Genomic DNA, 19,966 nt, shown 5'->3' on the forward strand with positions numbered 1-19,966 from the left:
TCTGCAGCAGGTCAAATGGCTGCGCTAAACGCCTGTGTAATTAGGGAAATGCTGGTTAACATGTGCCGAGAGGCCCATCTCTACCTCACGTAGAAATCCACGATCTGCCAAGCGTTTTCGCAAGCCTGGGTTGTCGGCGCAAACCTCGTCAAAAAACGCCCTCAGGCCGGGTTCTCCAGTCTCGCTTTCGATCTGCATGAACAGCTCATGCATTGACAGGCCGCCTTTTTCATGGGGCTTGTTGGGGGCCAGCTCGGGGCGGTAGCTGCCCTTGGTCACGCGGTAGCGATAGGCGGCGATCCAGTCCTCCCATGTTTTTGCATGGAGATGGGCCAGATCTATCCCGTCTTGGCGGTCATGGCAGGCCAGCTTTTCGCCGTCCTGAAACACGTTGTGGATACGGACGTGTATTTTTGGCAGGCCCATGCGCACAAAAACCTTACCGGCAAGGTGACTCAGAAACCCGCCTTTGATTTGCTTGCCATAGGTCGGATATAGCTCGGCCGTAATTCGGGCGCGGTCGGGGCCGCTTGGAATGAATGCTTTGAACGCGGACGTGCTGCCCGACAGCTGCTCCATCGGGCGGATGCGTGTGGCGGGGGGATGGGTGGGGCGCTTGGCCAAAATCTGCGCGATAGGGCGGTCCGCGACCAGAAATTCATCCACATCCATATGGATCATCCAGTCCACCTCGGCCCTTTTGTTATAGGCATGGGTGGCGTTGGCAGTCTGGCGCACTTGGTGCATGTCTGGACGGTCTCGCTTGCGTTGCTTCCAGTATTTGTCATCGCAGGTGATCACGCGGATTTTGGGATGTGCATTCAGATAATCAAATGCTTCCGGGTTCGGGGCATCAAGATAGATATAAATGCGGTGCGCGCCTGCTGACAGGTGATAAGCGGCGAACTGCAAAATGTCGCGCGTGGGCGCAAGAATGGTTGAGGCGATGCCCCATGTCACGTCAGTCATGGGGCGAGTTTGCGGCGTCTGAGCGCTGCTGGCAAGCCAAAGCTAGACCATCATTTCCTTGGTCGCGGTCAGGCGCACGTCGGGATAATCACGGTCAACGCGGTCGATATCCCACTGCAGGCGCGTCAAGTAAACGACGTCGCCGTCATGGTCATGGGCGATATGCTGTTTGTTGGCTTCGATAAATTTATCAACGGCTTGGCGGTCGCCATTGACCCAGCGTGCCGAGGTGAATTGCGACTGTTCGAACCGCACGGGCAGACCGTATTCCAATTCGATCCGGCTGGCGAGAACCTCGAACTGCAATTGCCCTACCACGCCCACAACAAAGCCCGACCCGATGGAGGGTTTGAACACCTTGGCCGCGCCTTCTTCGGCAAATTGCATCAGCGCCTTTTCCAGATGTTTGGATTTCATCGGGTCGCCCGCACGCACGCCTTGCAGCAGTTCGGGTGCAAAGGACGGGATGCCGGTCACGCGGATCGCCTCGCCCTCGGTCAGGGTGTCGCCGATGCGCAATTGGCCGTGGTTGGGGATGCCGATGATGTCGCCAGCCCAGGCCTCCTCGGCCAGTTCGCGGTCAGCGGCAAGGAACATCACAGGGTTGGTGACGGCCATCGATTTTTTGGACCGCACATGGGTCAGTTTCATGCCGCGGGTGAAATGGCCCGAGGCAAGGCGGACAAAGGCAACGCGGTCGCGGTGTTTGGGGTCCATGTTGGCTTGGACCTTGAAAACAAAGCCGGAAACCTTGGGTTCTTCGGGCAGGATTTCGCGTGGCTCGGCCTTTTGGATCTGTGGCTCGGGGCCGTAGGTGGCGATGCCGTTCATCAGTTCCTTGACGCCAAAGGAGTTGATCGCGGAGCCAAACCAGATCGGGGTCAGCGATCCTTCGGCCATCAATTCGGCGTCCAGCGGTGGCATCAATTCACGCACCATTTCAAGGTCTTCGCGCAGCTTTTCCAGCAGATCGGCGGGCACATGTTCGGCCAGTTTCGGGTCGTCCAACCCTTCAATGGCGATGCTTTCAGACACTTTATTGCGGTCGGCACGGTCCATCAATTCCAGCCGGTCGCGCAGGATGTCATAGCATCCGATGAAATCGCGGCCGACGCCAATGGGCCAGCTGGCCGGGGTCACGTCAATGGCAAGGTTTTGCTGAATTTCGTCGATGATCTCGAACACATCGCGGCTTTCGCGGTCCATCTTGTTACAAAACGTGAGGATAGGAAGGTCGCGCATGCGGCAGACCTCGAACAGCTTTTGCGTCTGGCTTTCCACGCCCTTCGCGCCGTCGATCACCATCACGGCGGCGTCCACAGCTGTCAATGTGCGGTAGGTGTCTTCGGAAAAGTCCGAGTGACCGGGCGTATCGACGAGGTTGAACCGGAAATTCGTGTCTTTGGTCATGAAATCAAACGACATGGCCGATGCGGAAACCGAAATACCCCGGTCTTTCTCCATCGCCATGAAATCCGACCGCGTGCGGCGTGCTTCGCCCTTGGCGCGGACCTGACCGGCCATCTGGATCGCCCCGCCAAACAACAGAAATTTTTCCGTCAACGTGGTTTTGCCCGCATCGGGGTGCGAGATGATCGCGAATGTGCGGCGCCGTGCGATTTCGGCGGGCAATGCGGGGCGGTTTGAGGGGGTATCTAACATGGATTGGCATATATCCATGCCCATAGATACGCGCAAGAGTGCGCTCCGCAGGGCGGGAGACAATTGTCTATGGGGTTTTAGGGAATTGATGTAAACCAAACGCCCATGACAGATAGGGAGAGTTAGAAATGGACCTGAAAGAACTCGCAGACGCGCTGGTTGAGGGCTGCCGCACCGGCCGCGAGGTTGAAAACCTGGACAAGCTATATGCGCCCGATGCGGTTTCAGTCGAGGGGGCGGACTATGGAAATGGGCGCGAAACCAAAGGTTTGGACGGGATTAAGGGCAAACACGCCTGGTGGGACAACGCGATGGAAGTCACTCGCCAAGAGGTCAGCGACCCGATGCTACATGGCGATGATCGTTTCGCAGTAATTTTTGATGTGGCGGCGCGCGACAAGGAAAGCGGGCAAAGCATGGAGATGAAAGAAGTCGCGATTTATCATGTCGCGGGTGGCAAGATCGTCCGAGAGGAGTTTTTTGGCTAACAGATCGCTTAGCGCATGCTGGCCTTGCGCAATAGCTCTGCCGCGTCGGGACGGTTCAGCAGGGGTTCGCTGACGTCCAGCCCGTCATGGCGGCGGTCCGTATGGCCGGGGATCAGGTCGCCCAAGGCGTCTGATAATTCTTGCGGTAGGACTGCTTTGGTTCGGCTGTCGACCAGCATGGATTCTGCCGCGATCCCTTCGGCATAGATGATCTGGTGCCCGTCAAACAGCAGTTGGAAATAATCCACGAACCCGCCATCCTGCACGCGCACACTATAGCCGTTCACCAGATGGCGCGCCTTGACCAGAAGTTCGGAACGGCCCGCGCCGATGCTGTCTTCGCGCTGATAAATGAACAGGCGGTGATCGGGGCTGACGATCAGATCGTTGGTGTTATTCAGGGTTCCGGCGGCGATAAAGATCGGGGCGAATTCGCCCACGGCGCGCACTGTGCTTTGGCTGATCCAGCGCACCGATTTGATCCCGTCGTCGCGGGTCAAAACACGGTCGCCGACCTGTAACTCTTCGATGGGGCGCTGTTCGCCGGACGCCATCGTAATATGGGTGCCACGGGTGAACGAAACACAGGCGACCTGCGCGAATTTCTTATGTGCGGTAACTGTATCAATACCAACAAGCCGGTATTCAACCTGAGAAGATAGAGCGCTGAATGGAAGTATATAGATTTCGGCGGCGTGATTGCTTTCATCTACCTCGACCAGAACAATCGCGTCCGTCGTTTGCCCGTCCGGTGTCATGAAGGTCAGGGCGCAATCCAGATGCAGCCGCGCGCCAGCGGTACCAGCCTCGGTATCGGGTGCAACTTCAAAGCTTTGTGTGGCAGTCGTCAGCATCGACAGCCGTTGAGGTTTAGACCCGTAGGTCAGCTCGTAGACATCATCCAGCAACAGTTCCGAGGCAAAGGAGATTGCATCCCCCATATTGGCACCATCGGTCGCGACAAGATGCGTTGCCCGGTAAACCGGAACGCTTTGTGGCGGGGCTGGCCTAATGGGTCTCATTGCTAAATCATGCCTTTTGTGTGACGTTAATGTGCCTAAAATCCACTTTGCAATATGATTGTGGCGGCAACGGGTCAAGTGCGTGGTCTTTTGCTGGCATTCCGCATGTGAACTTTGCTGGTGCTGGCCGCGTTAAAAATGATACGAGCAATCTGATATCAGGAGGGACACAAGATGGATTTGGGAATCAAAGGCAAACGTGCATTGGTATGCGCATCGTCCAAAGGGCTGGGACTGGGTTGCGCAGAGGCATTGGCCGAAGCAGGTGTTGATCTGGTGATGAACGCCCGCGGCGGTGACGCGCTGCAAGCGGCAGCCGAGCGGATCAGGCAGGATTACGGGGTAGAGGTCACGACCATTGTCGCTGATATTGCCACCGAAGACGGGCAAAAGCTGGTGCTGGACGGCGCAGGGCAGATCGACATTCTGGTCAATAACGCAGGCGGCCCGCCCCCTGGCATGTGGCAAGACTGGGATCGTGACGATTTCATCAAGGCGCTGGATGCGAACATGTTGACCCCCATCGCGATGATCAAAGCGCTGGTGCCCGCCATGATGGACCGGGGCTGGGGCCGTGTGGTGAACATTACCTCGCAATCCGTGCGCGCGCCAATTGGCGTTCTGGGGCTGAGCAACTCTGCACGCACCGGTCTGACCGGATATGTCGCGGGCACCTCGCGTCAGGTGGCGGGCAAGGGCGTGACCATTAACAACCTGTTGCCCGGTATTCACGCCACAGACCGCGCTGATGCGCTGGACGGTGCTGTCGTCAAGCAAAAGGGCATCACGCTGGAGGAAGCACGCAGCGAGCGGGCGCAAGGCATCCCTGCTGGACGCTATGGCACACGCGGGGAGTTCGGAGCGGCCTGTGCCTTTCTTTGTTCGCAACATGCGGGTTTCATCGTAGGGCAGAATCTGCTGCTGGATGGCGGCGCGACCAATCTGACGATGTAAAACCTTTGTCGGCAGCGGGGCTCTCTGGGTGCCGCTGCCGCTCAACCGGCAATTGCTACAGGCGATCACAATTGCGACAGGCCAGATGTGACCAGATGGCGTGGGGGCGGCGGCTCGGCTAGGTTTTTCTGCAAAGAATTTAATCAAAGGTATCCCACAATGGTCCCCGTAATCTTCATCGCCGTTTTTGGCGTCATCGTTGTGGCCAGCCTGTTGGTCGCACCGCGCCGTGTTTCAATCGAAGGGTTCTTTGGCGGGGTGACGTCGGCGGGCCATGCGCCGGGGCTTTGGACATTGGTGCTAAGCCAGGTCACCACATGGATTTTTGCCCGTTCGCTGATGAACGCGGCGATTTTGGGATATTACTACGGCATCGCGGGCACCTTGGCCTATGCCGCCTATTACGGATCATTTCTGACAGGCGGCTTTATCGTGGGCCGTCTGCGCGAAAACGGGTCAATGTCGGTGCAAGACTGGCTTGGCGCGCGGTTTGGGGCGGCTGGCAATGGCTGCTATAATCTGGTCATCGCGCTGCGCCTCTTGTCCGAAGTCTTTGCCAACCTGCTGGTCGTCGGGCTGATTTTTAATGCCGTATTGGCAGGCAGTGGCACGACCGCGATCCTGATCGTCGCCCTTATGGGCCTTGTCTATTCCGCTTGGGGTGGCCTGTCTGCGGCGCTGCGCACGGACGTGTTGCAGATGCTGGTGTTTCTGGTCGTCTTTGGCGTGGCCTTTGTTTTTTTGGTCGCCAGCCCCGGTTTCGATCTGGGCGCGGTAGTCACGGCACCCGGCACGGCAGGCAGCTATAATGGTTGGGTATTGCTGGCGGTGGCGTTGTTGCAGGTTTTCTCCTATCCCGCGCATGACCCTGTGATGATGGATCGTGGTTTCATCGCGGACCGGGACACAACACGCCGTTCTTTCCTGCATGCCTTCTGGATATCGACACTCTGCATTATCGGCTTTGGCTTTTTCGGCATTCAGGCCAGCCTTGTCGGGGTCGAATACGAGGGCGAATTAATCGGCACTTGGGGCAAGATGTTCCCGGCTTGGGTCTTTGGCGCGCTGATGATTTCATTGCTGGTCTCAGCACTTAGCACGTTGGATTCCGCGCTGGCATCAGCCGCACGGCTGGTGGTCGAAGAGTTGAAGCTGGTCCCGCGCAGCCTGAATGGTGGGCGCATGGTCATGGTGGTCTTTATGATCGCGGGTGCTGCGCTGACCTTGTGGGGGAATGCGACGCTGTTTGATGCCGTGGCCGTGTCTGGCACCGCGTCAATGTTTCTGACGCCTGTGCTCATCGTGGGGCTGGTGATGGGGCGGCAGATTGCGGGCTGGTCTTATTTCGGGGCCTTTGGTGCGGCGATGTTGGGGGCGTTTGCCTATTTCGGGCGGGGCTGGACCCTGTTCGCCGCGATCTTGCCAGAGGGTCACAAATACGAACAATTGCTGGCCATCTGTGTGGTCGTTTTGGTCGCAGGCTTTGCAGCGGTGCTTGCGGGCGCGCGGCGGGGCTGATAGCGGTTTTCCGAGCGGATTGATCGGATAAGACAGCAGCCCATGACGGAAGTTCAGCCTCGGCTTGAAATCAAAAACCTCAAGCGTAGCTATGGCGGGCGCCCTGTTGTGGACGACGTCAGCCTGAAAATCATGCCCGGCCAAGTGACCTGCCTTTTGGGGCCGTCGGGGTGTGGGAAATCGACCACCTTGCGGATGATTGCCGGCGTTGAGATGCAAGATAGCGGCACGATCCATGTGGATGGCAAGCTGATTTGCGACACCGTGTTTCGCGTCCCGCCAGAGCGGCGCGAAATTGGCCTGATGTTTCAGGACTTTGCCCTGTTTCCGCATCTTACTGTTGCTGGCAATGTCGGATTTGGCCTGAAAACCGGCACCAAAGCCGAGCGCCGCGCGCGGATCGAAGAATTGCTGGAGCGGGTGGATCTGCTGCGGTTTATCGACGGCTATCCGCATCAGTTGTCGGGCGGCGAACAGCAGCGTGTGGCGCTTGCCCGCGCCTTGGCACCGCGCCCTAAAATTATGCTGATGGACGAGCCGTTTTCCGGGCTTGATAACCGTCTGCGCGATGACATCCGTGATGAAACGCTGGGTATCCTCAAGGAAGAGGGGACCGCAGTTTTGCTGGTTACCCATGAGCCTGAAGAAGCGATGCGCATGGCGGACGAAATCGCCCTGATGCGCGACGGCAAGATCGTCCAGCAAGGCGCGCCCTATAATGTTTATACGCGGCCAATTGACCGGGCTGCGGTGGCGTTTTTTTCGGATGCGAATGTGTTGCGGGCAGAAGTATCAGGCGCGCTGGCCCAAACACCTTTCGGGCGCTTTCTGGCTCCGGGTATCCCGGACGGCACCAAAGTGGACATCGTATTTCGCCCACAACATGTGCGGATCGATTTCGACCGGGCAGGCAAGGGGCCATTGCCCACGGCGACCGATGGCACGGCTGCACGGGCGGTGGTCGCACGGGCGCGGTTTATGGGCAACGAAAGCCTTGTTGAATTCGTGATGGATTATGACGGCAGCACCCTGCGCGCGACCGTGCCCAACGTGTTTTTGCCGCAACCGGGGTCGGTGATGTGGTTGACGGTCCGGCGCGACCGCTGTTTCGTATTTCCAGCAAGCTGAAAGGGCTCCCATGACGCAAACACTGATGGTGGAATTCGGTATGGGATCGTCCCTGCGCCGTGCCGATTATACGCAAGCGGCTGAACGGGCGGTGCGCGATGCGCTTTGGCATAACTCGATCAATCTGGCCGAGCTGTTCGGCTTTGATAAATCCGCGATGAAAATCAGGCTGGATGTGGGGGTGCAGCAGCCGGATCAGGTTGACGCAGATGTGCTGCGCGCGGTGTTTCCTTACGGCGATGTCACTGTGAATGTGCAACGCGGCGGCTTGGATGTGCCGCGCCCTGACGGCGACGGCAACCCGACGATCATGGCGAATGTGGCGCTGTCCGTGTCCTTTGACATGGAGCGCGCCGATGTCTGAACAACGCATTATCATCGAGATGGGCATGGGCAACGATCTGCATGGCATGGATTACACCAAAGCCTGCGCCCGCGCGATTGAAGACGCCTTGCGCCATTCCTCATTGCCACTGTTTGGTGTGCTGGATCTGCCCCATGATGCAATGCGGGTGCAGGTCACGGTCGCGGTGCAGGACCCCGATCAGGTGGATATCGATGCGCTGGCGGCCAAACTGCCGCGCGGTCGTGCGCAGGTGAGGACCGTTTTCGGCGGTTTGAACGTGCCCAGCGGGGATGAGGTGATCGTCGTCGCGCAGGCCAGCGTCGAGGCGTTTTTGCCCAAACAGGATGGTTGGCGTTTGCGGGATCCGTCGTAAAAGAGATTCTATGCCTTCGGCGAGGATTTTATGCCATTTGGAATTTGACCCTGTGGGGTAAACAGTTCCGGCAGTGGCTCCGCATGTTCGATGAGGTCCAAACGCAGGGCGACGTCGATGTTTTGGCTTTCGTCCCACCCTTTTAGAATCCAACTGCGGGCGTGGTGTTGCAGGGACGCCGGGTGCAGGATCAGGCTGCGGAGGGTCGCGCCGGGGCTATTGTAAACGATCTTGAGCTTTTGACGGGCACGGATGGCGGCGCGCAGGATCGGCAGGTGGCCCATACCACGGGCGGCGTTGGCAAAGGGGTGTTCGATCTGCTGCCAATCGCTGGTTGGTGGCGTGGCTTCCAGCGGAAGGCTGGCGTCGATCTTGGCCGTCAGCGACGTGGCTGCGGATTTCAGGGCAGGGTCGGTGGTTTCCAGCACAATGGCGAGGGCAAGCTGCAAGGCCTCGATCTCCGGATCGGTCAGAGTGAGTGGGGGTAGCGTCGTGGCACGGGTAAGCCGGTAGCCCGCGCCGCGGGTTCCGTTCACAGGCACGCCTGAGGATTGCAACCGCCCGATGTCGCGGTAGAGCGTGCGCAGTGACACGCCTTGCGCCTCCGCCAGATCCTCGGCCCGGTGCAGGGCATAATCGCTCAATGTGGTGAGCAGGGCAAAAAGGCGGTCGGAACGGTTCATGGGGACTTTGTGGCATAAAACTGCGGTGTGGCCAAGATAACTGCCAAAAAACTGTCAGTTGTTGGCGTGCGCTACGCCCAGAGGCTTGAAACAGGCGCAATTCGCAGAGTTGAGCAGTGTTTCCCACTTCAAGCCGGCCCCGGTCGCGCCTAAACAGAATGGGATTTGGACGCTTATGGTGCGTCCGCCTGTTTTGGATGTGGAGAAAACTATGCTTAATAATATCGGCCTTCCTGGCCTTCTGTTGATCGCTGTTGTTGTGCTGGTCCTGTTTGGACGCGGCAAGATTTCCAGCCTGATGGGTGAAGTTGGCAAAGGCATCACCAGCTTTAAGAAGGGCATTAACGAAGGTGAGGAAGACATCAAGAACGCCAGCGATGACACTGCTGAGCTGTCTGATGATGCGGCCGCTGTGACTGAGATCAAGACCGACAAGGACAAGGTATAACCTGCCATGTTTGATATGGGGTGGTCGGAGTTATTGGTCGTTGGCGTCGTGGCCTTGATCGTGGTGGGGCCCAAGGACCTGCCTGTCTTGTTTCGCAAGGTGGGCCAGTTTGTCGGCAAAGCCAAAGGCATGGCGCGCGAGTTTAGCAGTGCCATGAATGACGCCGCAGACGATACCGGCATGCGTGAGATGTCATCGGGGTTGAACAAGTCGCTTAAGGCGGCAACAAATCCGTTGGGCACCGCAATGGACGAGGTCAAATCGGCGACTAAATCCCTGACCAACATCGACCCCGACAGCGAGACCGGCAAATTGGCGGCCAAGCGCGCAGAAGACGCCAAAAAGATGCAGGCCGTGCGCGACCGCACCATTGCAGAGCGTAAGCAGCGCGAGGCCAAAGAGGCCTTGGCGGCAGCGGATGCAGAAGTGTCGAAGCTGGCCAAGCCTGCGGCCAAGAAGGCTCCAGCCAAGAAAGCGGCAGCGAAACCGGCAGCGGCGAAAAAAGCGCCTGCCAAGAAGGCTGCTGCCCCCAAAGCTGCGGCGGCGAAAAAGCCGGCAGCCAAGAAACCCGCGGCCAAAAAGCCAGCGGCAAAAAAGAGTGATACATGACTGCTTCGGACGATATAGACGACAGCGCCGCCCCGCTGATCGAGCATCTGGCAGAGTTGCGCACGCGGCTAATCCATTCGGTGATCGCGTTTATCATCGGGATGGTGATCTGTTTTACCGTTTGGAATCCGATATTTAACTTCCTGACCCATCCGCTGTGTTCGGCCATGGCCGAGCGCGGCCAAGAGGATTGCGGGCTGATCCTGATCAAGCTGCAGGAAGGCTTCTTTGTCGCGATTTCGATCTCGCTTTTGGGCGGTCTGGTTTTGGGTTTCCCCTATATCAGCTATCAGCTGTGGCGGTTTGTGGCACCGGGGCTGTATAAAAATGAAAAGGGCGCGTTTCTGCCCTTCCTCATTTCCAGCCCGTTGATGTTTTTCTTGGGCGCGGCCTTTGCGTTTTATGTGGTCACACCGCTGGCGTTCGATTTCTTCCTGGGGTTCCAGCAAGCGGGCACCTTGGTGGGGGATACGGGGCCTGACGGTCAGGGTATTGCCGCGATTGCCTTTCAGGGGTCTGCGCAGGAATACCTTAGCCTGACGATCAAATTCATCGTGGCATTTGGCCTGTGTTTCCAGCTGCCTGTGTTGCTGACACTGATGGGCAAGGCCGGATTGGTAAGTTCCGAAGGCCTTGGTAATGTGCGCAAATATGCGGTTGTTGGCATCTTGGTACTGGCCGCTTTGGTGACGCCGCCGGATGTAATTACGCAGGTCATTTTATTCGTGGTGGTCTATGGGCTTTACGAAGTGTCGATCATGCTGGTGCGCCGTGTCGAACGGCAGCGCGAGGCCAAGCTGCGCGCCGAGGGTTATTACGATGACGAAGACCCCATGTTTGCGGAATTCGACGAGGACGACGACAAGTGATCGATGACCCGTTAGATCGCATTGCAGCGGCGCTTGAGAGGATATCTCCTGCGCCGCTGGAGGCCCCCGACTTTGACGGGGCCGGGGCTTTTGTCTGGCAGACCGGACCGGATCAATTGGTGCCTGTGCCAAAGGTCAGCAAGATTGATCTGGACTTGCTGGTGGGCGTCGATCGCGCGCGCGATACCTTGTTGGCCAATACCGCACAATTCGCCGCTGGTTTACCTGCCAATAACGCGTTGCTATGGGGCGCGCGAGGTATGGGGAAATCCAGCCTTGTCAAAGCGGTACATGCCCATGTTCAGGCGACGCATAGCGCGTTGCGCATTGTCGAATTGCAGCGCGAGGACCTGCCTTCGGTGGGGCGTTTGCTGGCCCATCTGCGCGATGCGCCGCACCGGTTTATTCTGTTCTGTGACGATCTGAGCTTTGGCAATGATGATGCGCAGTACAAGTCGCTCAAGGCGGTGTTGGATGGTGGGATCGAGGGGCGGCCTGATAACGTAGTGCTCTATGCCACGTCGAACCGCCGTCATTTGATGCCACGCGACATGATCGAAAACGAACGCGGTTCCGCGATCAATCCAGCCGAAGCGGTCGAGGAAAAGGTTTCGCTGTCAGACCGGTTCGGCCTGTGGCTGGGCTTTCATGCCTGCGACCAGCAGCAGTATCTAGAGATGATCCAGGGCTATTGCGATGCGCATGAGGTCGATATTGATCCGGCGACGCTGCAGGCCGAGGCCATCGAATGGCAGGCGACACGCGGGTCGCGGTCGGGCAGGGTGGCTTGGCAGTATTTCGTTGATCTGGCGGGCCGTCGCGGCGTGACGCTGTAACCATGTCTGCGTTAGGGGCTGACCCCTTCGCCCTGTTTAGGACATCGGGAAGCGGATCAGTTCAGGTAGGGTGATGGATCAACGCTGTCAAAGCCGTTGCGGACTTCGAAATGCACGAAAGCATCTTCGCCGCTGCGCAGCTTGGCGATGGGTGCGCCTTTCGACACGCTGTCGCCCTTGGCAACGCTGACATCAGTGACATTTGCGTAAACGGTCAACAGGTTATCGGGGTGACGGACCACGACAATCGGAATGCCTTCGGCGCTTTTCGTGATTGCAGCGACAGTGCCGCTATCTGCTGCCTTAACAGTGGTACCGGGGGCTGCCTTGATATTGATCCCCTCGTTTTTACCCTTTGAATAGGCGCGAATAATGCTTCCCTGAACCGGCGGGGTCATGCGGCCAGCCGTTGTGGGTTTCGTGGTTTTGCCAACATCTGCCACCGGCTCTGCGGGGGCGGGCTGGGTTGCAGCGGGTTTGGGCGCGGGTGGTTCGGCGGGCGGCAGCGGTTTTGCGGCGCTCGGCGGGGTGGGGGTTGGCGATCCGGCACCGGGCAATGTTGTGGTCACCGGCGTGGCCGTCGCGGTTGCGACAGGGGTCTCACGGGTTGGCGCGGCTTGCTGGGGGACGGGGATCAGCAGGAACTGTCCTTCGCGGATCGAGAAATCGGCCCCCAGACCATTCCATTCCGCCAATGTTTCGACGGGCACGGCATAAAGCCGCGCGATGGTATAGGCGGTCTCGCCCCGTTCGACCCGATGGCGCACAGGCTCGCGGCCGGTCTGCTTAAGGGGATTTTCGCTGGTTTGCGCGGCAGGCAAGGCGGCGGTTTGCACGCTGGAGGATTCAGGCACGCGGTTGATTGCGCTGCCTGCAAGTGTCTGAATATCAACGGCTTGTGTGGTGATCGGGCCGGTGCCAGAGGCGCCGGTTGCGGGGGATGGCTCCGCGACGCGGGTTTCAAGGGCGATAATCTCGCCTTTGCGCAAGCGGACGTTTGGATCGATGCCATTGTAGCGTGACAAAGCATCGGCGTCGGTACCAACCCGGCTGGCCACGTCGTTCAAGGTGTCGCCCTGGCGGGCGACCACGACCTGATAGTTCGGATAAGAGATCACACCGCGATTGTCGGGCATCGGTCTGACCGCAAGTGGGCCGGTTGCAGCGTCGGCTGTGGTGAAACCATCACCGAAACCGCCGCGCAGATCGAAATCAAGGGGCCGCTCACATGCGGCCAGCAAAAGCGCACTGCTTCCTGCCAGAACCGTCAACCTAAGGGTTCGGGTCGCCATCGGATGGATCATCTGCTCGTCCTCATGTCTTGCACGACGTTTCGTCTTTGGTCTCCATGTGGTCTGGAGTTGCCCTGTCTATACAGCATTTAGCCGTCTTTGCCCATTCCTTCAAGCAAAGGGACAAAGCGCACCTTGCGCAGTTCATCATACTCGAGCCCGGTTTCGGTCTTACGCACCCGTATCAGATGCTGCACGGCGTCGGACTGGCCAACGGGCACCACCATAATACCGCCGATTTTCAGCTGTGCGACCAAGGGGCCGGGGGGGTCCTCTGCGGCGGCGGTCACGATGATGCGGTCAAAAGGGGCCTGTTCTGGCAAGCCAAAGCTGCCGTCGCCAACAATGGCCGTGATATTGGTCAAATCAAGCGCTTCAAAGATTTCGCGGGCTTCGTGGACCAGCCTGCGGTGGCGGTCGATGGTATAGACCCGGCGCGCAAGCCTACTGAGGATCGCGGCCTGATAGCCGGAACCGGTGCCGACCTCGAGCACCTTATCGCGGGGCGAGACTTCAAGCGCTTGGGTCATCAGAGCCACAACGGATGGCTGACTGATGGTCTGCCCGCAGGCAATGGGCAGGGGCATATCCTCGTAGGCGCGCGCGGCGAACAGGCCACGGATGAAGGGACCGCGGTCGATCTGCTCCATCGCGTTAAGAACACGGGCGTCGGTCACGCCCTTCGAGCGCAAAGCATAGAGGAATTGCATTTTGCGTTCCGCGGCCGAGATGTCCTCTTCTTCGTTCATGTATTGATGGCTTCTAGGGAGGCGAAGCTATCATGGGCGGTAAAGTCGGCGCGCATGGGGGTCACGGTAATATAGCCGTTCAGGTTCAGTGCCGCATCGGTGTGGGCCGCCGTCGGTATCTGCTGGTCGGCCCCTTGGATCCATAAATACCGACGCCCTTGGGGCGAGACATGCGGGGTGGTGGAAAAACTGGTCTCGCTGCGGATCCCTTGGGGGGCGAGGCGGATACCTTGCACGTCAGCGGCTGCAGTGGGCGGAAAGTTAACGTTATAAAACAAACGGTAGCCGTCAATATGCGCCGGCGTGGCGTCGAGAATGCGGCGGATCACATCCGCGCCATGCTCTGCCGCGGCCTCGAAGGCGTCGTCAAGAACGCGGTTGGCCGGGCCAAAATATTGCGACATGGCAACGGCTGGAATACCTTGAAGCGCGGCTTCCATCGCGCCACCGATGGTGCCGGAATACATTGCGTTTTCAGCAGCATTATTGCCCCGGTTGACGCCTGACAGAACCAGATCTGGAGGGCTGTCTTTCATTGAATCGTGCAGGGCGGCTAAAACGCAATCGGCGGGGCTGCCTTCGATAGAAAACGCGTGTTTGCCGATCCGTTCAACCATCATTGGACGGGTATAGCTGATGCAATGGGCCACGCCGGATTGTTCATAGGCGGGGGCGACTGTCCAGACCTCGCCCGTGGGGCCTGCAATGGTGGTGGCAATGGCATGAAGCGTCTTGAGGCCCGGTGCGTGGATGCCATCATCGTTGGTAATTAGAATGCGCATAATATCCCCTTTGCGCCTTGATAAGCGAGGGATGTGGGCGCGGCAAGGCAGGAGCCTTCGGCGAGGATATTTTTAAGCCAGAGAAGCGGACAGAGCGGCTAAAATGTCAGCCGCCTGGATGTGGGGGCTGGCCAGATCATCGCGGGATTCACCGGGATGGAACCGTGCGCGGGTTGCCGTGGGCATGGGCGCGGGTGTCATGATGTGAACCTGCGGACCGATTTTGGCGGCCTCGGCCTGCCATGATCTGGCAAGGGCGATTTGGGCTGCTTTGGTGGCACCGTAGGCCCCGTAGAACTTGGATCCGACCACCGGATCGTCGAAAAACACCGCTTGACCCGATTGCGCCAGCAAGGGCGATACATAGGTGATCAGGGTCGAAGTGGCGGTGATGTTGCAGGCCACGGATTTTGCCATGTCTTTGACATCGATATGATCGGTGGGGGCAAGGGGGGCTGCGTGGATCGCGCTGTGCATCCACAGATCAAGGCTGCCCCAACGGTCATAAATGCCACGGCACAGGGTCGCCATGGCATCGGCGTTTGTGATGTCCATGGGGGCCAAGGTGGCACTGCCGCCACGGGCTTGGATGCGGTCATCCAGTTCCTCGAGCGCGCCGGTGGTTTTGGCCACGGCGATGATGTGGTGGGTGTCGCAGAGCGCTTCGGCCAAAGCAGCCCCAAGGCCGCGCGAGGCGCCTGTGATCAATGCAGTTTTTTGTGTCATGGGTGGGGATATGCGCGGGGGAATGCGCCGCGTCAAGGGGGCGCTTGGCCCTGGGGTCGATGGCCGTGCCTCGTTAACCTTTGCGGTGATAGGTAAAGGTCAGCCGCGAGAGGTGGTCAATGGCCTGAACGGGCAAGCGCGCGCCGATCGTCACGCGCAATGCGCGATTGGTTTCGTAGATAAATTCGGTTGGATAGATGTCGCGTATGATGGCGCTGATCGTCGTTTTGCAATCGACATACAGTGCAAGGGTTTGCGGTGCGCTGTCTTGCCAGTTCAGCCGCAGCGTGCTGCCTTGGCGCGCGCGCTTTGGTCGCCATGCCGGTTGCCCCCATTTGAGGCTCTCGTCGAGGGGGCCCACATCTGCGTCTTGTGCGGCCTTGAGGATAAGCGCGCGCATGTCGCAAAACTGATTGCGTGCTGCGGCGGGCCATGGGGCGATTGTACTGTCGAACGGGTTGGTCATGTTTGCAGGTTGCACGTGACGGGCCAGGCGATCAAGTGCGGCTGCGGCGGATCGGCGGCGACCTATGCCCTTAAGACGCGGGAAGCTGCAAAACTTTGGCTTTCTGGCCGATGCCAATCACGATGGCGCTGTCGCTGATCGCAGCGAGCGTGCCGCCCGCAATCGGGTCGCCCAGTTTAACACGCCTGATTTTGCCATTGCGTTCACGCACCAACGCCCCGGGATCTGTCACGCTGCCGAAAATCCCGATGAGGGACACGGCGGGCAGGGCGACTTTTTGGGTCGCGAGCGCAATGACTTTGGCCGGGGTCGGCGTGCCAATTTCGTCTGTGGACATGTCAGCCTTTCTTGTGCGCCATGATAAGGGCGGCGGGTATTTCAAAGCTGTTAGCAAAGCGGGGACTGGAGCTGAAGGCGTCGTTGCCGCAGCAAGCAAAGACCAGCCTAAGACGTCGGCAAAGCTTTGCCACGCGTATCCTACGCAAAACAGCGCAGGGGCATGAACCTCTGTGCTGTAGATGTCTGATAATGGGCGGGTACGCCTATTCGGCGGCGGGTTTCATTTCAAAACCCTTGTCGATCTGATCCGCAGGTCTGACGGGATAATCGCCCGTAAAGCACGCGTCGCAATATTGCGGGCATTCGTCGTTGCGGCCTTCGGTTTCGCCCACGGCGCGGTAGAGCCCGTCGATTGAAATGAATTTCAGGCTGTCGACTTGCAAATGATCGCGCATTTCTTCTTCTGACATGGTTGCTGCCAACAGCTTTTCGCGCTGCGGCGTGTCGACACCATAAAAACATGGCCATGCGGTGGGAGGCGAGGCGATGCGGAAGTGAACCTCCTTGGCACCGGCATCAAGGATCATTTCCTTGATCTTTCGGCTGGTCGTGCCGCGCACCACCGAATCGTCGACCAGGATAACGCGCTTGCCCTTGATCAGCGCACGGTTCACGTTGAGCTTGAGACGCACGCCCATGTTGCGGATCTGTTCGGTGGGTTCAATAAATGTCCGGCCCATATACTGGTTGCGGATGATCCCCATGGCATAAGGGATGCCCGATTGCAGGCTGAACCCGATGGCCGCAGGGGTGCCGCTGTCCGGCACGGGGCAGACCAGATCAGCCTCGACCGGGCTTTCCTTGGCCAACTCGCGGCCGATTGCCTCGCGGGTTTCATATACAGAGCGGCCACCCAGAATGCTGTCAGGGCGGCTGAAATACACATGTTCAAAGATGCAGAACCGTGGTTCCAACCGACGGAAGGGGAAATGGCTCTCAACGCCTTTGTCGGTGATCACGACCATTTCGCCGGGCTCAATCTCGCGGACGAAATCGGCACCGATGATATCAAGGGCACAGGTTTCCGAGCTAAGCGCCCAGCCGTCACCGACCTTGCCCAATACCAGCGGGCGCACGCCCAAAGGATCGCGCACGCCGATCAGCTTGGTGCGGGTCATGGCGACAACGGAAAACGCGCCCTCAACCCGGCGCAGGGCGTCTTCCATGCGTTCGGGAATATTGCGCTGCAAGGACCGGGCCATCAAATGGATGATGCATTCACTGTCCGAGGACGACTGGAAAATCGAGCCGCGTTCAATCAGCTCGCGGCGCAGGGCGTTGGCATTGGTGATGTTGCCATTATGGGCAATCGCCGCACCGCCCATGGCGAATTCGCCAAAAAACGGCTGCACATCGCGGATCGCGGTCGGGCCTTTATTGCCGGAGGTGGAGTAGCGCACATGCCCGATGGCCAATTCGCCGGGCAGGGTTTCCATGATCTTTTGCGAGGTAAAGTTATCGCGCACATAACCAAAGCGGCGCGCAGATTGAAAACCGTCTGTCGGATCATAGCTGACGATGCCGCCGGCCTCTTGTCCGCGATGTTGCAGCGCATGCAGGCCAAGGGCCACAAAGTTCGATGCGTCGGCGACACCGACAACGCCGAAAACCCCGCATTCCTCTTTCAGTTTATCGCCGTCATCGGCGTCTCGTAGATACGAGGTGTCAAAAGGATGTGCGGGAGGCATGATCTTGGACAACGGGGCAGCTCCGATTCCGGGAAGAAGACACGCACTATGTAGGCGCTTGAACGGAGCTTGTCACCCCGCTGTCACATTATGAGACGCCTAAAAGGGTGGCACAGTCGTGATATGGGGTGGGTCGCAACTTTTGCGTGTGGGAAGGGTGGGGGATGAGTAAGGTGCCGCGCCCGAATTGGGGCGGGATTGCGGGGGACGGTGCTTCTCCGGTGGTATATGCATTGTTCGGTGCAATTCGCGCGCAATGATTGTTTATGGAGAATGTAGCGAATGGCTGGAAAGAGCCCAGACTGACGGATGCTGCGTTTTGAAGGAACGTCAGCTATCATGAAAGCGACCAAAAACCTTCAACAACTGCATGGGTTTTGAACGGGGTTTTTGGCAGCGTCAATCGGGGTATCTTGAGTCTGCTCCCAAAAGGAGTGTTTTTGGAACACATTCTCAACTTAGGGTAGACCATCAATTCCGTATCGAGTATTCAACAGAAATGTATGTGAGGGCAGTTCATTGAAAAACGTTTTTTTAGTTGTTGGATTGGTGATTGCCAGTTTTGTTGCCTATAATTTTTACAGCGCTTCTGAGACGCCGAATACTGACGGCATTATAACGGATGTAGACCCTACTGATTATTTCATCTCGGTTCAGGCAACGCCAATTAGCGATTATGTTGTGTCGTTAGTTGTGACAACAAACATACCCCTCCCTGTGGAAGTTATGGCGGGTGTTTCAGCAAAGGGTCTAGCGCCAACAGACACCTTCATTGGCGTGTCCGAGCGTATAAAATTAACGTCGCCCGAGCAAACTATCGAACTTGATGGTAGGCCTGAAAATCTGCCATCTGGCGAGTACACAGCAGATGTCACATTCTATCCTCGTTGGGGTGCGGAAAATGGGACGGAACAAGCTAAAACCATCCAGCACGAAATCATTGGTGCGGTTGATGTCACCCTAAGCGGATCAGGCGAAAACAGAGACCAAGCCGATCAACGTAATGTTGCACAAAAATGGGTTATGGAGAACGTTTCTGTTGGCACGGCTTGGAACGAAGACCAGTTTGTTCAAAGGATGGGGCCGTTCGAGAAATCTGCTTCTACGTTGAACCTCCACGATGCTTTCTTCTTTCCTGAAGCAGATATGACCATCGTTGTTAGCCGCGTAAATAATACAGTTGCTACATGGCGTTTTGGCGAAGCGACGCATTAGGAGATTGCTGGGAACCGTTCAAAGGCGACCGTTTCTTGAACGGTTCGCTAAACCGGACATTGACGTGACCGTATTGAAGGTCGGCTCCGTCCGCACAGCAGCCATCTAAGATACGGCACATTTGTGCAAAGCCCTCAAAGCGCGAATAGCCCCCCGTATGGCAAGCCGATCAAGCACAAACACCAAGGGCCGCCCTATTCACGGGGCGGCCCTTTTGCGTCGTCTAATTATATCAAGCGTTATTCGCCGCAGCTGCCGACGAGGGCTTCGTAGCGGGATGTGATCCAGCCAAGGGCTTCTTCGGGGTTTTGCTCTTCGATCTGGCCGGTGAACTTGCCAAACACTTGGGCAGAGCGGCTTTCGTCGACGATGGTATAGGTCTGGCCGGTGATCACGGTGTCATAGACAAAGAACGCAATCGCCACGAGCAGGATGCCGCGCGCGACGCCGAACAGAAATCCAAACCCCTGATCAAGGCCGCCCAGCACCGACCGTTGCACCAGCGACGAAAACAGCGGGGTGAACAGTGATACCACGATCAAGGCGATGGCAAAGACGATAGCAAATGCGCCGATGATGGACAATTCACAGCTGTCGGCCAGAAACTCGCCCACGACCGGGATCTCGGACACCAGCGGTTCGACTTGGGGCGCGAATAGAAATGCCACGACGGCGGCGGCGATCCAGCCGAGGATGGCCATCAGCTCGCGGACCAGACCGCGGCTATATGCCAAAAGCGCAGACAGGACGATGACAAGCGCCACAACCCCGTCAATGATGGTAAAACCTTCCATGATCGTTTTG

General features: G+C 58.1%; 23 protein-coding genes. 11 read left to right on the forward strand and 12 right to left on the reverse strand.

Annotated features, from left to right (window positions below; genetic code table 11):
• Window positions 1–24 precede the first annotated feature (24 nt).
• On the reverse strand, window positions 25–969 hold the full coding sequence (locus tag BM347_RS08510) for a glycosyltransferase family 2 protein (RefSeq protein WP_093915977.1): 945 nt from the start codon (window positions 967–969) through the stop codon (window positions 25–27).
• A gap of 42 nt (window positions 970–1,011) precedes the next feature.
• On the reverse strand, window positions 1,012–2,631 hold the full coding sequence (locus BM347_RS08515; protein ID WP_093915978.1) for a peptide chain release factor 3: 1,620 nt from the start codon (window positions 2,629–2,631) through the stop codon (window positions 1,012–1,014).
• A 128-nt stretch (window positions 2,632–2,759) separates the two neighbouring features.
• On the opposite strand from BM347_RS08515, the gene BM347_RS08520 reads away from it, so the two are divergent.
• Complete coding sequence (locus BM347_RS08520) at window positions 2,760–3,119, forward strand: nuclear transport factor 2 family protein (protein WP_093915979.1); 360 nt, start codon at window positions 2,760–2,762, stop codon at window positions 3,117–3,119.
• An 8-nt stretch (window positions 3,120–3,127) separates the two neighbouring features.
• Here the strand turns inward: BM347_RS08520 and BM347_RS08525 are convergent, their stop codons facing one another.
• Window positions 3,128–4,141 (reverse strand): Hint domain-containing protein, encoded by a 1,014-nt coding sequence (locus BM347_RS08525; RefSeq protein WP_093915980.1) that lies wholly within the window; start codon window positions 4,139–4,141, stop codon window positions 3,128–3,130.
• A gap of 174 nt (window positions 4,142–4,315) precedes the next feature.
• Between BM347_RS08525 and BM347_RS08530 the strand changes: the two genes are divergently transcribed.
• From BM347_RS08530 to BM347_RS08550, 5 genes are all read left to right on the forward strand, one after another.
• Window positions 4,316–5,095 (forward strand): SDR family oxidoreductase, encoded by a 780-nt coding sequence (locus BM347_RS08530; RefSeq protein WP_093915981.1) that lies wholly within the window; start codon window positions 4,316–4,318, stop codon window positions 5,093–5,095.
• Window positions 5,096–5,254: 159 nt separating this feature from the next.
• Entirely contained in the window at window positions 5,255–6,613 is a 1,359-nt protein-coding gene (locus tag BM347_RS08535; protein ID WP_093915982.1) for an SLC5/6 family protein, read from the forward strand.
• 42 nt (window positions 6,614–6,655) lie between these two features.
• Window positions 6,656–7,741: an ABC transporter ATP-binding protein gene (locus tag BM347_RS08540; protein WP_093915983.1), complete on the forward strand. Its 1,086-nt coding sequence runs from the start codon at window positions 6,656–6,658 to the stop codon at window positions 7,739–7,741.
• 10 nt (window positions 7,742–7,751) lie between these two features.
• Window positions 7,752–8,105, forward strand: a complete 354-nt coding sequence (locus tag BM347_RS08545) for a Lin0512 family protein (protein ID WP_093915984.1) — start codon at window positions 7,752–7,754, stop codon at window positions 8,103–8,105.
• Window positions 8,098–8,460 (forward strand): Lin0512 family protein, encoded by a 363-nt coding sequence (locus BM347_RS08550; RefSeq protein WP_093915985.1) that lies wholly within the window; start codon window positions 8,098–8,100, stop codon window positions 8,458–8,460. Before BM347_RS08545 ends, BM347_RS08550 begins: the two co-directional genes overlap by 8 nt.
• An 8-nt stretch (window positions 8,461–8,468) precedes the next feature.
• Here the strand turns inward: BM347_RS08550 and BM347_RS08555 are convergent, their stop codons facing one another.
• On the reverse strand, window positions 8,469–9,143 hold the full coding sequence (locus BM347_RS08555) for a helix-turn-helix transcriptional regulator (protein ID WP_093915986.1): 675 nt from the start codon (window positions 9,141–9,143) through the stop codon (window positions 8,469–8,471).
• Window positions 9,144–9,354: 211 nt separating this feature from the next.
• Between BM347_RS08555 and tatA the strand changes: the two genes are divergently transcribed.
• From tatA to BM347_RS08575, 4 genes are read left to right on the forward strand one after another with little or no spacing between them, the layout of a single operon-like run.
• Window positions 9,355–9,591 (forward strand): twin-arginine translocase TatA/TatE family subunit, encoded by a 237-nt coding sequence (gene tatA, locus BM347_RS08560; RefSeq protein WP_093916123.1) that lies wholly within the window; start codon window positions 9,355–9,357, stop codon window positions 9,589–9,591.
• A 6-nt stretch (window positions 9,592–9,597) separates the two neighbouring features.
• Complete coding sequence (gene tatB, locus BM347_RS08565) at window positions 9,598–10,200, forward strand: Sec-independent protein translocase protein TatB (protein WP_093915987.1); 603 nt, start codon at window positions 9,598–9,600, stop codon at window positions 10,198–10,200.
• Window positions 10,197–11,069, forward strand: a complete 873-nt coding sequence (tatC, locus tag BM347_RS08570) for a twin-arginine translocase subunit TatC (protein WP_093915988.1) — start codon at window positions 10,197–10,199, stop codon at window positions 11,067–11,069. Before tatB ends, tatC begins: the two co-directional genes overlap by 4 nt.
• Window positions 11,066–11,905 carry an ATP-binding protein gene (locus BM347_RS08575; protein WP_093915989.1) on the forward strand — a complete coding sequence of 280 codons (840 nt, stop codon included), beginning with the start codon at window positions 11,066–11,068 and terminating at the stop codon, window positions 11,903–11,905. Before tatC ends, BM347_RS08575 begins: the two co-directional genes overlap by 4 nt.
• Before the next feature lie 56 nt (window positions 11,906–11,961).
• Here the strand turns inward: BM347_RS08575 and BM347_RS08580 are convergent, their stop codons facing one another.
• From BM347_RS08580 to purF, 7 genes are all read right to left on the reverse strand, one after another.
• Window positions 11,962–13,209 (reverse strand): LysM peptidoglycan-binding domain-containing protein, encoded by a 1,248-nt coding sequence (locus tag BM347_RS08580; protein WP_093915990.1) that lies wholly within the window; start codon window positions 13,207–13,209, stop codon window positions 11,962–11,964.
• Between the two features lie 77 nt (window positions 13,210–13,286).
• The gene (locus BM347_RS08585) at window positions 13,287–13,946 is read right to left on the reverse strand and encodes a protein-L-isoaspartate(D-aspartate) O-methyltransferase (protein WP_093915991.1); all 660 of its coding nucleotides are present in this window, start codon (window positions 13,944–13,946) and stop codon (window positions 13,287–13,289) included.
• Window positions 13,943–14,728, reverse strand: coding sequence for a 5'/3'-nucleotidase SurE (gene surE, locus BM347_RS08590; RefSeq protein ID WP_093915992.1), 786 nt, complete (start codon window positions 14,726–14,728; stop codon window positions 13,943–13,945). The genes BM347_RS08585 and surE overlap by 4 nt, the downstream gene beginning before the upstream one ends.
• Window positions 14,729–14,800: 72 nt before the next feature.
• Window positions 14,801–15,454, reverse strand: a complete 654-nt coding sequence (locus BM347_RS08595; protein WP_093915993.1) for an SDR family NAD(P)-dependent oxidoreductase — start codon at window positions 15,452–15,454, stop codon at window positions 14,801–14,803.
• 73 nt (window positions 15,455–15,527) lie between these two features.
• On the reverse strand, window positions 15,528–15,920 hold the full coding sequence (locus BM347_RS08600) for a hypothetical protein (protein WP_093915994.1): 393 nt from the start codon (window positions 15,918–15,920) through the stop codon (window positions 15,528–15,530).
• 70 nt (window positions 15,921–15,990) lie between these two features.
• Window positions 15,991–16,257 (reverse strand): pilus assembly protein PilZ, encoded by a 267-nt coding sequence (locus tag BM347_RS08605; protein ID WP_093915995.1) that lies wholly within the window; start codon window positions 16,255–16,257, stop codon window positions 15,991–15,993.
• Between the two features lie 205 nt (window positions 16,258–16,462).
• Window positions 16,463–17,947 (reverse strand): amidophosphoribosyltransferase, encoded by a 1,485-nt coding sequence (gene purF, locus BM347_RS08610; RefSeq protein WP_093915996.1) that lies wholly within the window; start codon window positions 17,945–17,947, stop codon window positions 16,463–16,465.
• A 519-nt stretch (window positions 17,948–18,466) separates the two neighbouring features.
• On the opposite strand from purF, the gene BM347_RS08615 reads away from it, so the two are divergent.
• Entirely contained in the window at window positions 18,467–19,162 is a 696-nt protein-coding gene (locus tag BM347_RS08615; RefSeq protein ID WP_093915997.1) for a hypothetical protein, read from the forward strand.
• A gap of 239 nt (window positions 19,163–19,401) precedes the next feature.
• Here the strand turns inward: BM347_RS08615 and BM347_RS08620 are convergent, their stop codons facing one another.
• Complete coding sequence (locus BM347_RS08620) at window positions 19,402–19,956, reverse strand: CvpA family protein (protein ID WP_093915998.1); 555 nt, start codon at window positions 19,954–19,956, stop codon at window positions 19,402–19,404.
• Window positions 19,957–19,966 lie beyond the last annotated feature (10 nt).

This window comes from Sulfitobacter marinus (assembly GCF_900116285.1).
GTDB lineage: Bacteria > Pseudomonadota > Alphaproteobacteria > Rhodobacterales > Rhodobacteraceae > Sulfitobacter > Sulfitobacter marinus.

Coding starts and splice junctions, on each gene's coding strand:
- BM347_RS08510 (WP_093915977.1), bottom strand. CDS start 969: ATGACTGACGTGACATGGGGCATCGCCTCAACCATTCTTGCGCCCACG.
- BM347_RS08515 (WP_093915978.1), bottom strand. CDS start 2,631: ATGTTAGATACCCCCTCAAACCGCCCCGCATTGCCCGCCGAAATCGCA.
- BM347_RS08520 (WP_093915979.1), top strand. CDS start 2,760: ATGGACCTGAAAGAACTCGCAGACGCGCTGGTTGAGGGCTGCCGCACC.
- BM347_RS08525 (WP_093915980.1), bottom strand. CDS start 4,141: ATGAGACCCATTAGGCCAGCCCCGCCACAAAGCGTTCCGGTTTACCGG.
- BM347_RS08530 (WP_093915981.1), top strand. CDS start 4,316: ATGGATTTGGGAATCAAAGGCAAACGTGCATTGGTATGCGCATCGTCC.
- BM347_RS08535 (WP_093915982.1), top strand. CDS start 5,255: ATGGTCCCCGTAATCTTCATCGCCGTTTTTGGCGTCATCGTTGTGGCC.
- BM347_RS08540 (WP_093915983.1), top strand. CDS start 6,656: ATGACGGAAGTTCAGCCTCGGCTTGAAATCAAAAACCTCAAGCGTAGC.
- BM347_RS08545 (WP_093915984.1), top strand. CDS start 7,752: ATGACGCAAACACTGATGGTGGAATTCGGTATGGGATCGTCCCTGCGC.
- BM347_RS08550 (WP_093915985.1), top strand. CDS start 8,098: ATGTCTGAACAACGCATTATCATCGAGATGGGCATGGGCAACGATCTG.
- BM347_RS08555 (WP_093915986.1), bottom strand. CDS start 9,143: ATGAACCGTTCCGACCGCCTTTTTGCCCTGCTCACCACATTGAGCGAT.
- tatA (WP_093916123.1), top strand. CDS start 9,355: ATGCTTAATAATATCGGCCTTCCTGGCCTTCTGTTGATCGCTGTTGTT.
- tatB (WP_093915987.1), top strand. CDS start 9,598: ATGTTTGATATGGGGTGGTCGGAGTTATTGGTCGTTGGCGTCGTGGCC.
- tatC (WP_093915988.1), top strand. CDS start 10,197: ATGACTGCTTCGGACGATATAGACGACAGCGCCGCCCCGCTGATCGAG.
- BM347_RS08580 (WP_093915990.1), bottom strand. CDS start 13,209: ATGATCCATCCGATGGCGACCCGAACCCTTAGGTTGACGGTTCTGGCA.
- BM347_RS08585 (WP_093915991.1), bottom strand. CDS start 13,946: ATGAACGAAGAAGAGGACATCTCGGCCGCGGAACGCAAAATGCAATTC.
- surE (WP_093915992.1), bottom strand. CDS start 14,728: ATGCGCATTCTAATTACCAACGATGATGGCATCCACGCACCGGGCCTC.
- BM347_RS08595 (WP_093915993.1), bottom strand. CDS start 15,454: ATGACACAAAAAACTGCATTGATCACAGGCGCCTCGCGCGGCCTTGGG.
- BM347_RS08600 (WP_093915994.1), bottom strand. CDS start 15,920: ATGACCAACCCGTTCGACAGTACAATCGCCCCATGGCCCGCCGCAGCA.
- BM347_RS08605 (WP_093915995.1), bottom strand. CDS start 16,257: ATGTCCACAGACGAAATTGGCACGCCGACCCCGGCCAAAGTCATTGCG.
- purF (WP_093915996.1), bottom strand. CDS start 17,947: ATGCCTCCCGCACATCCTTTTGACACCTCGTATCTACGAGACGCCGAT.
- BM347_RS08620 (WP_093915998.1), bottom strand. CDS start 19,956: ATGGAAGGTTTTACCATCATTGACGGGGTTGTGGCGCTTGTCATCGTC.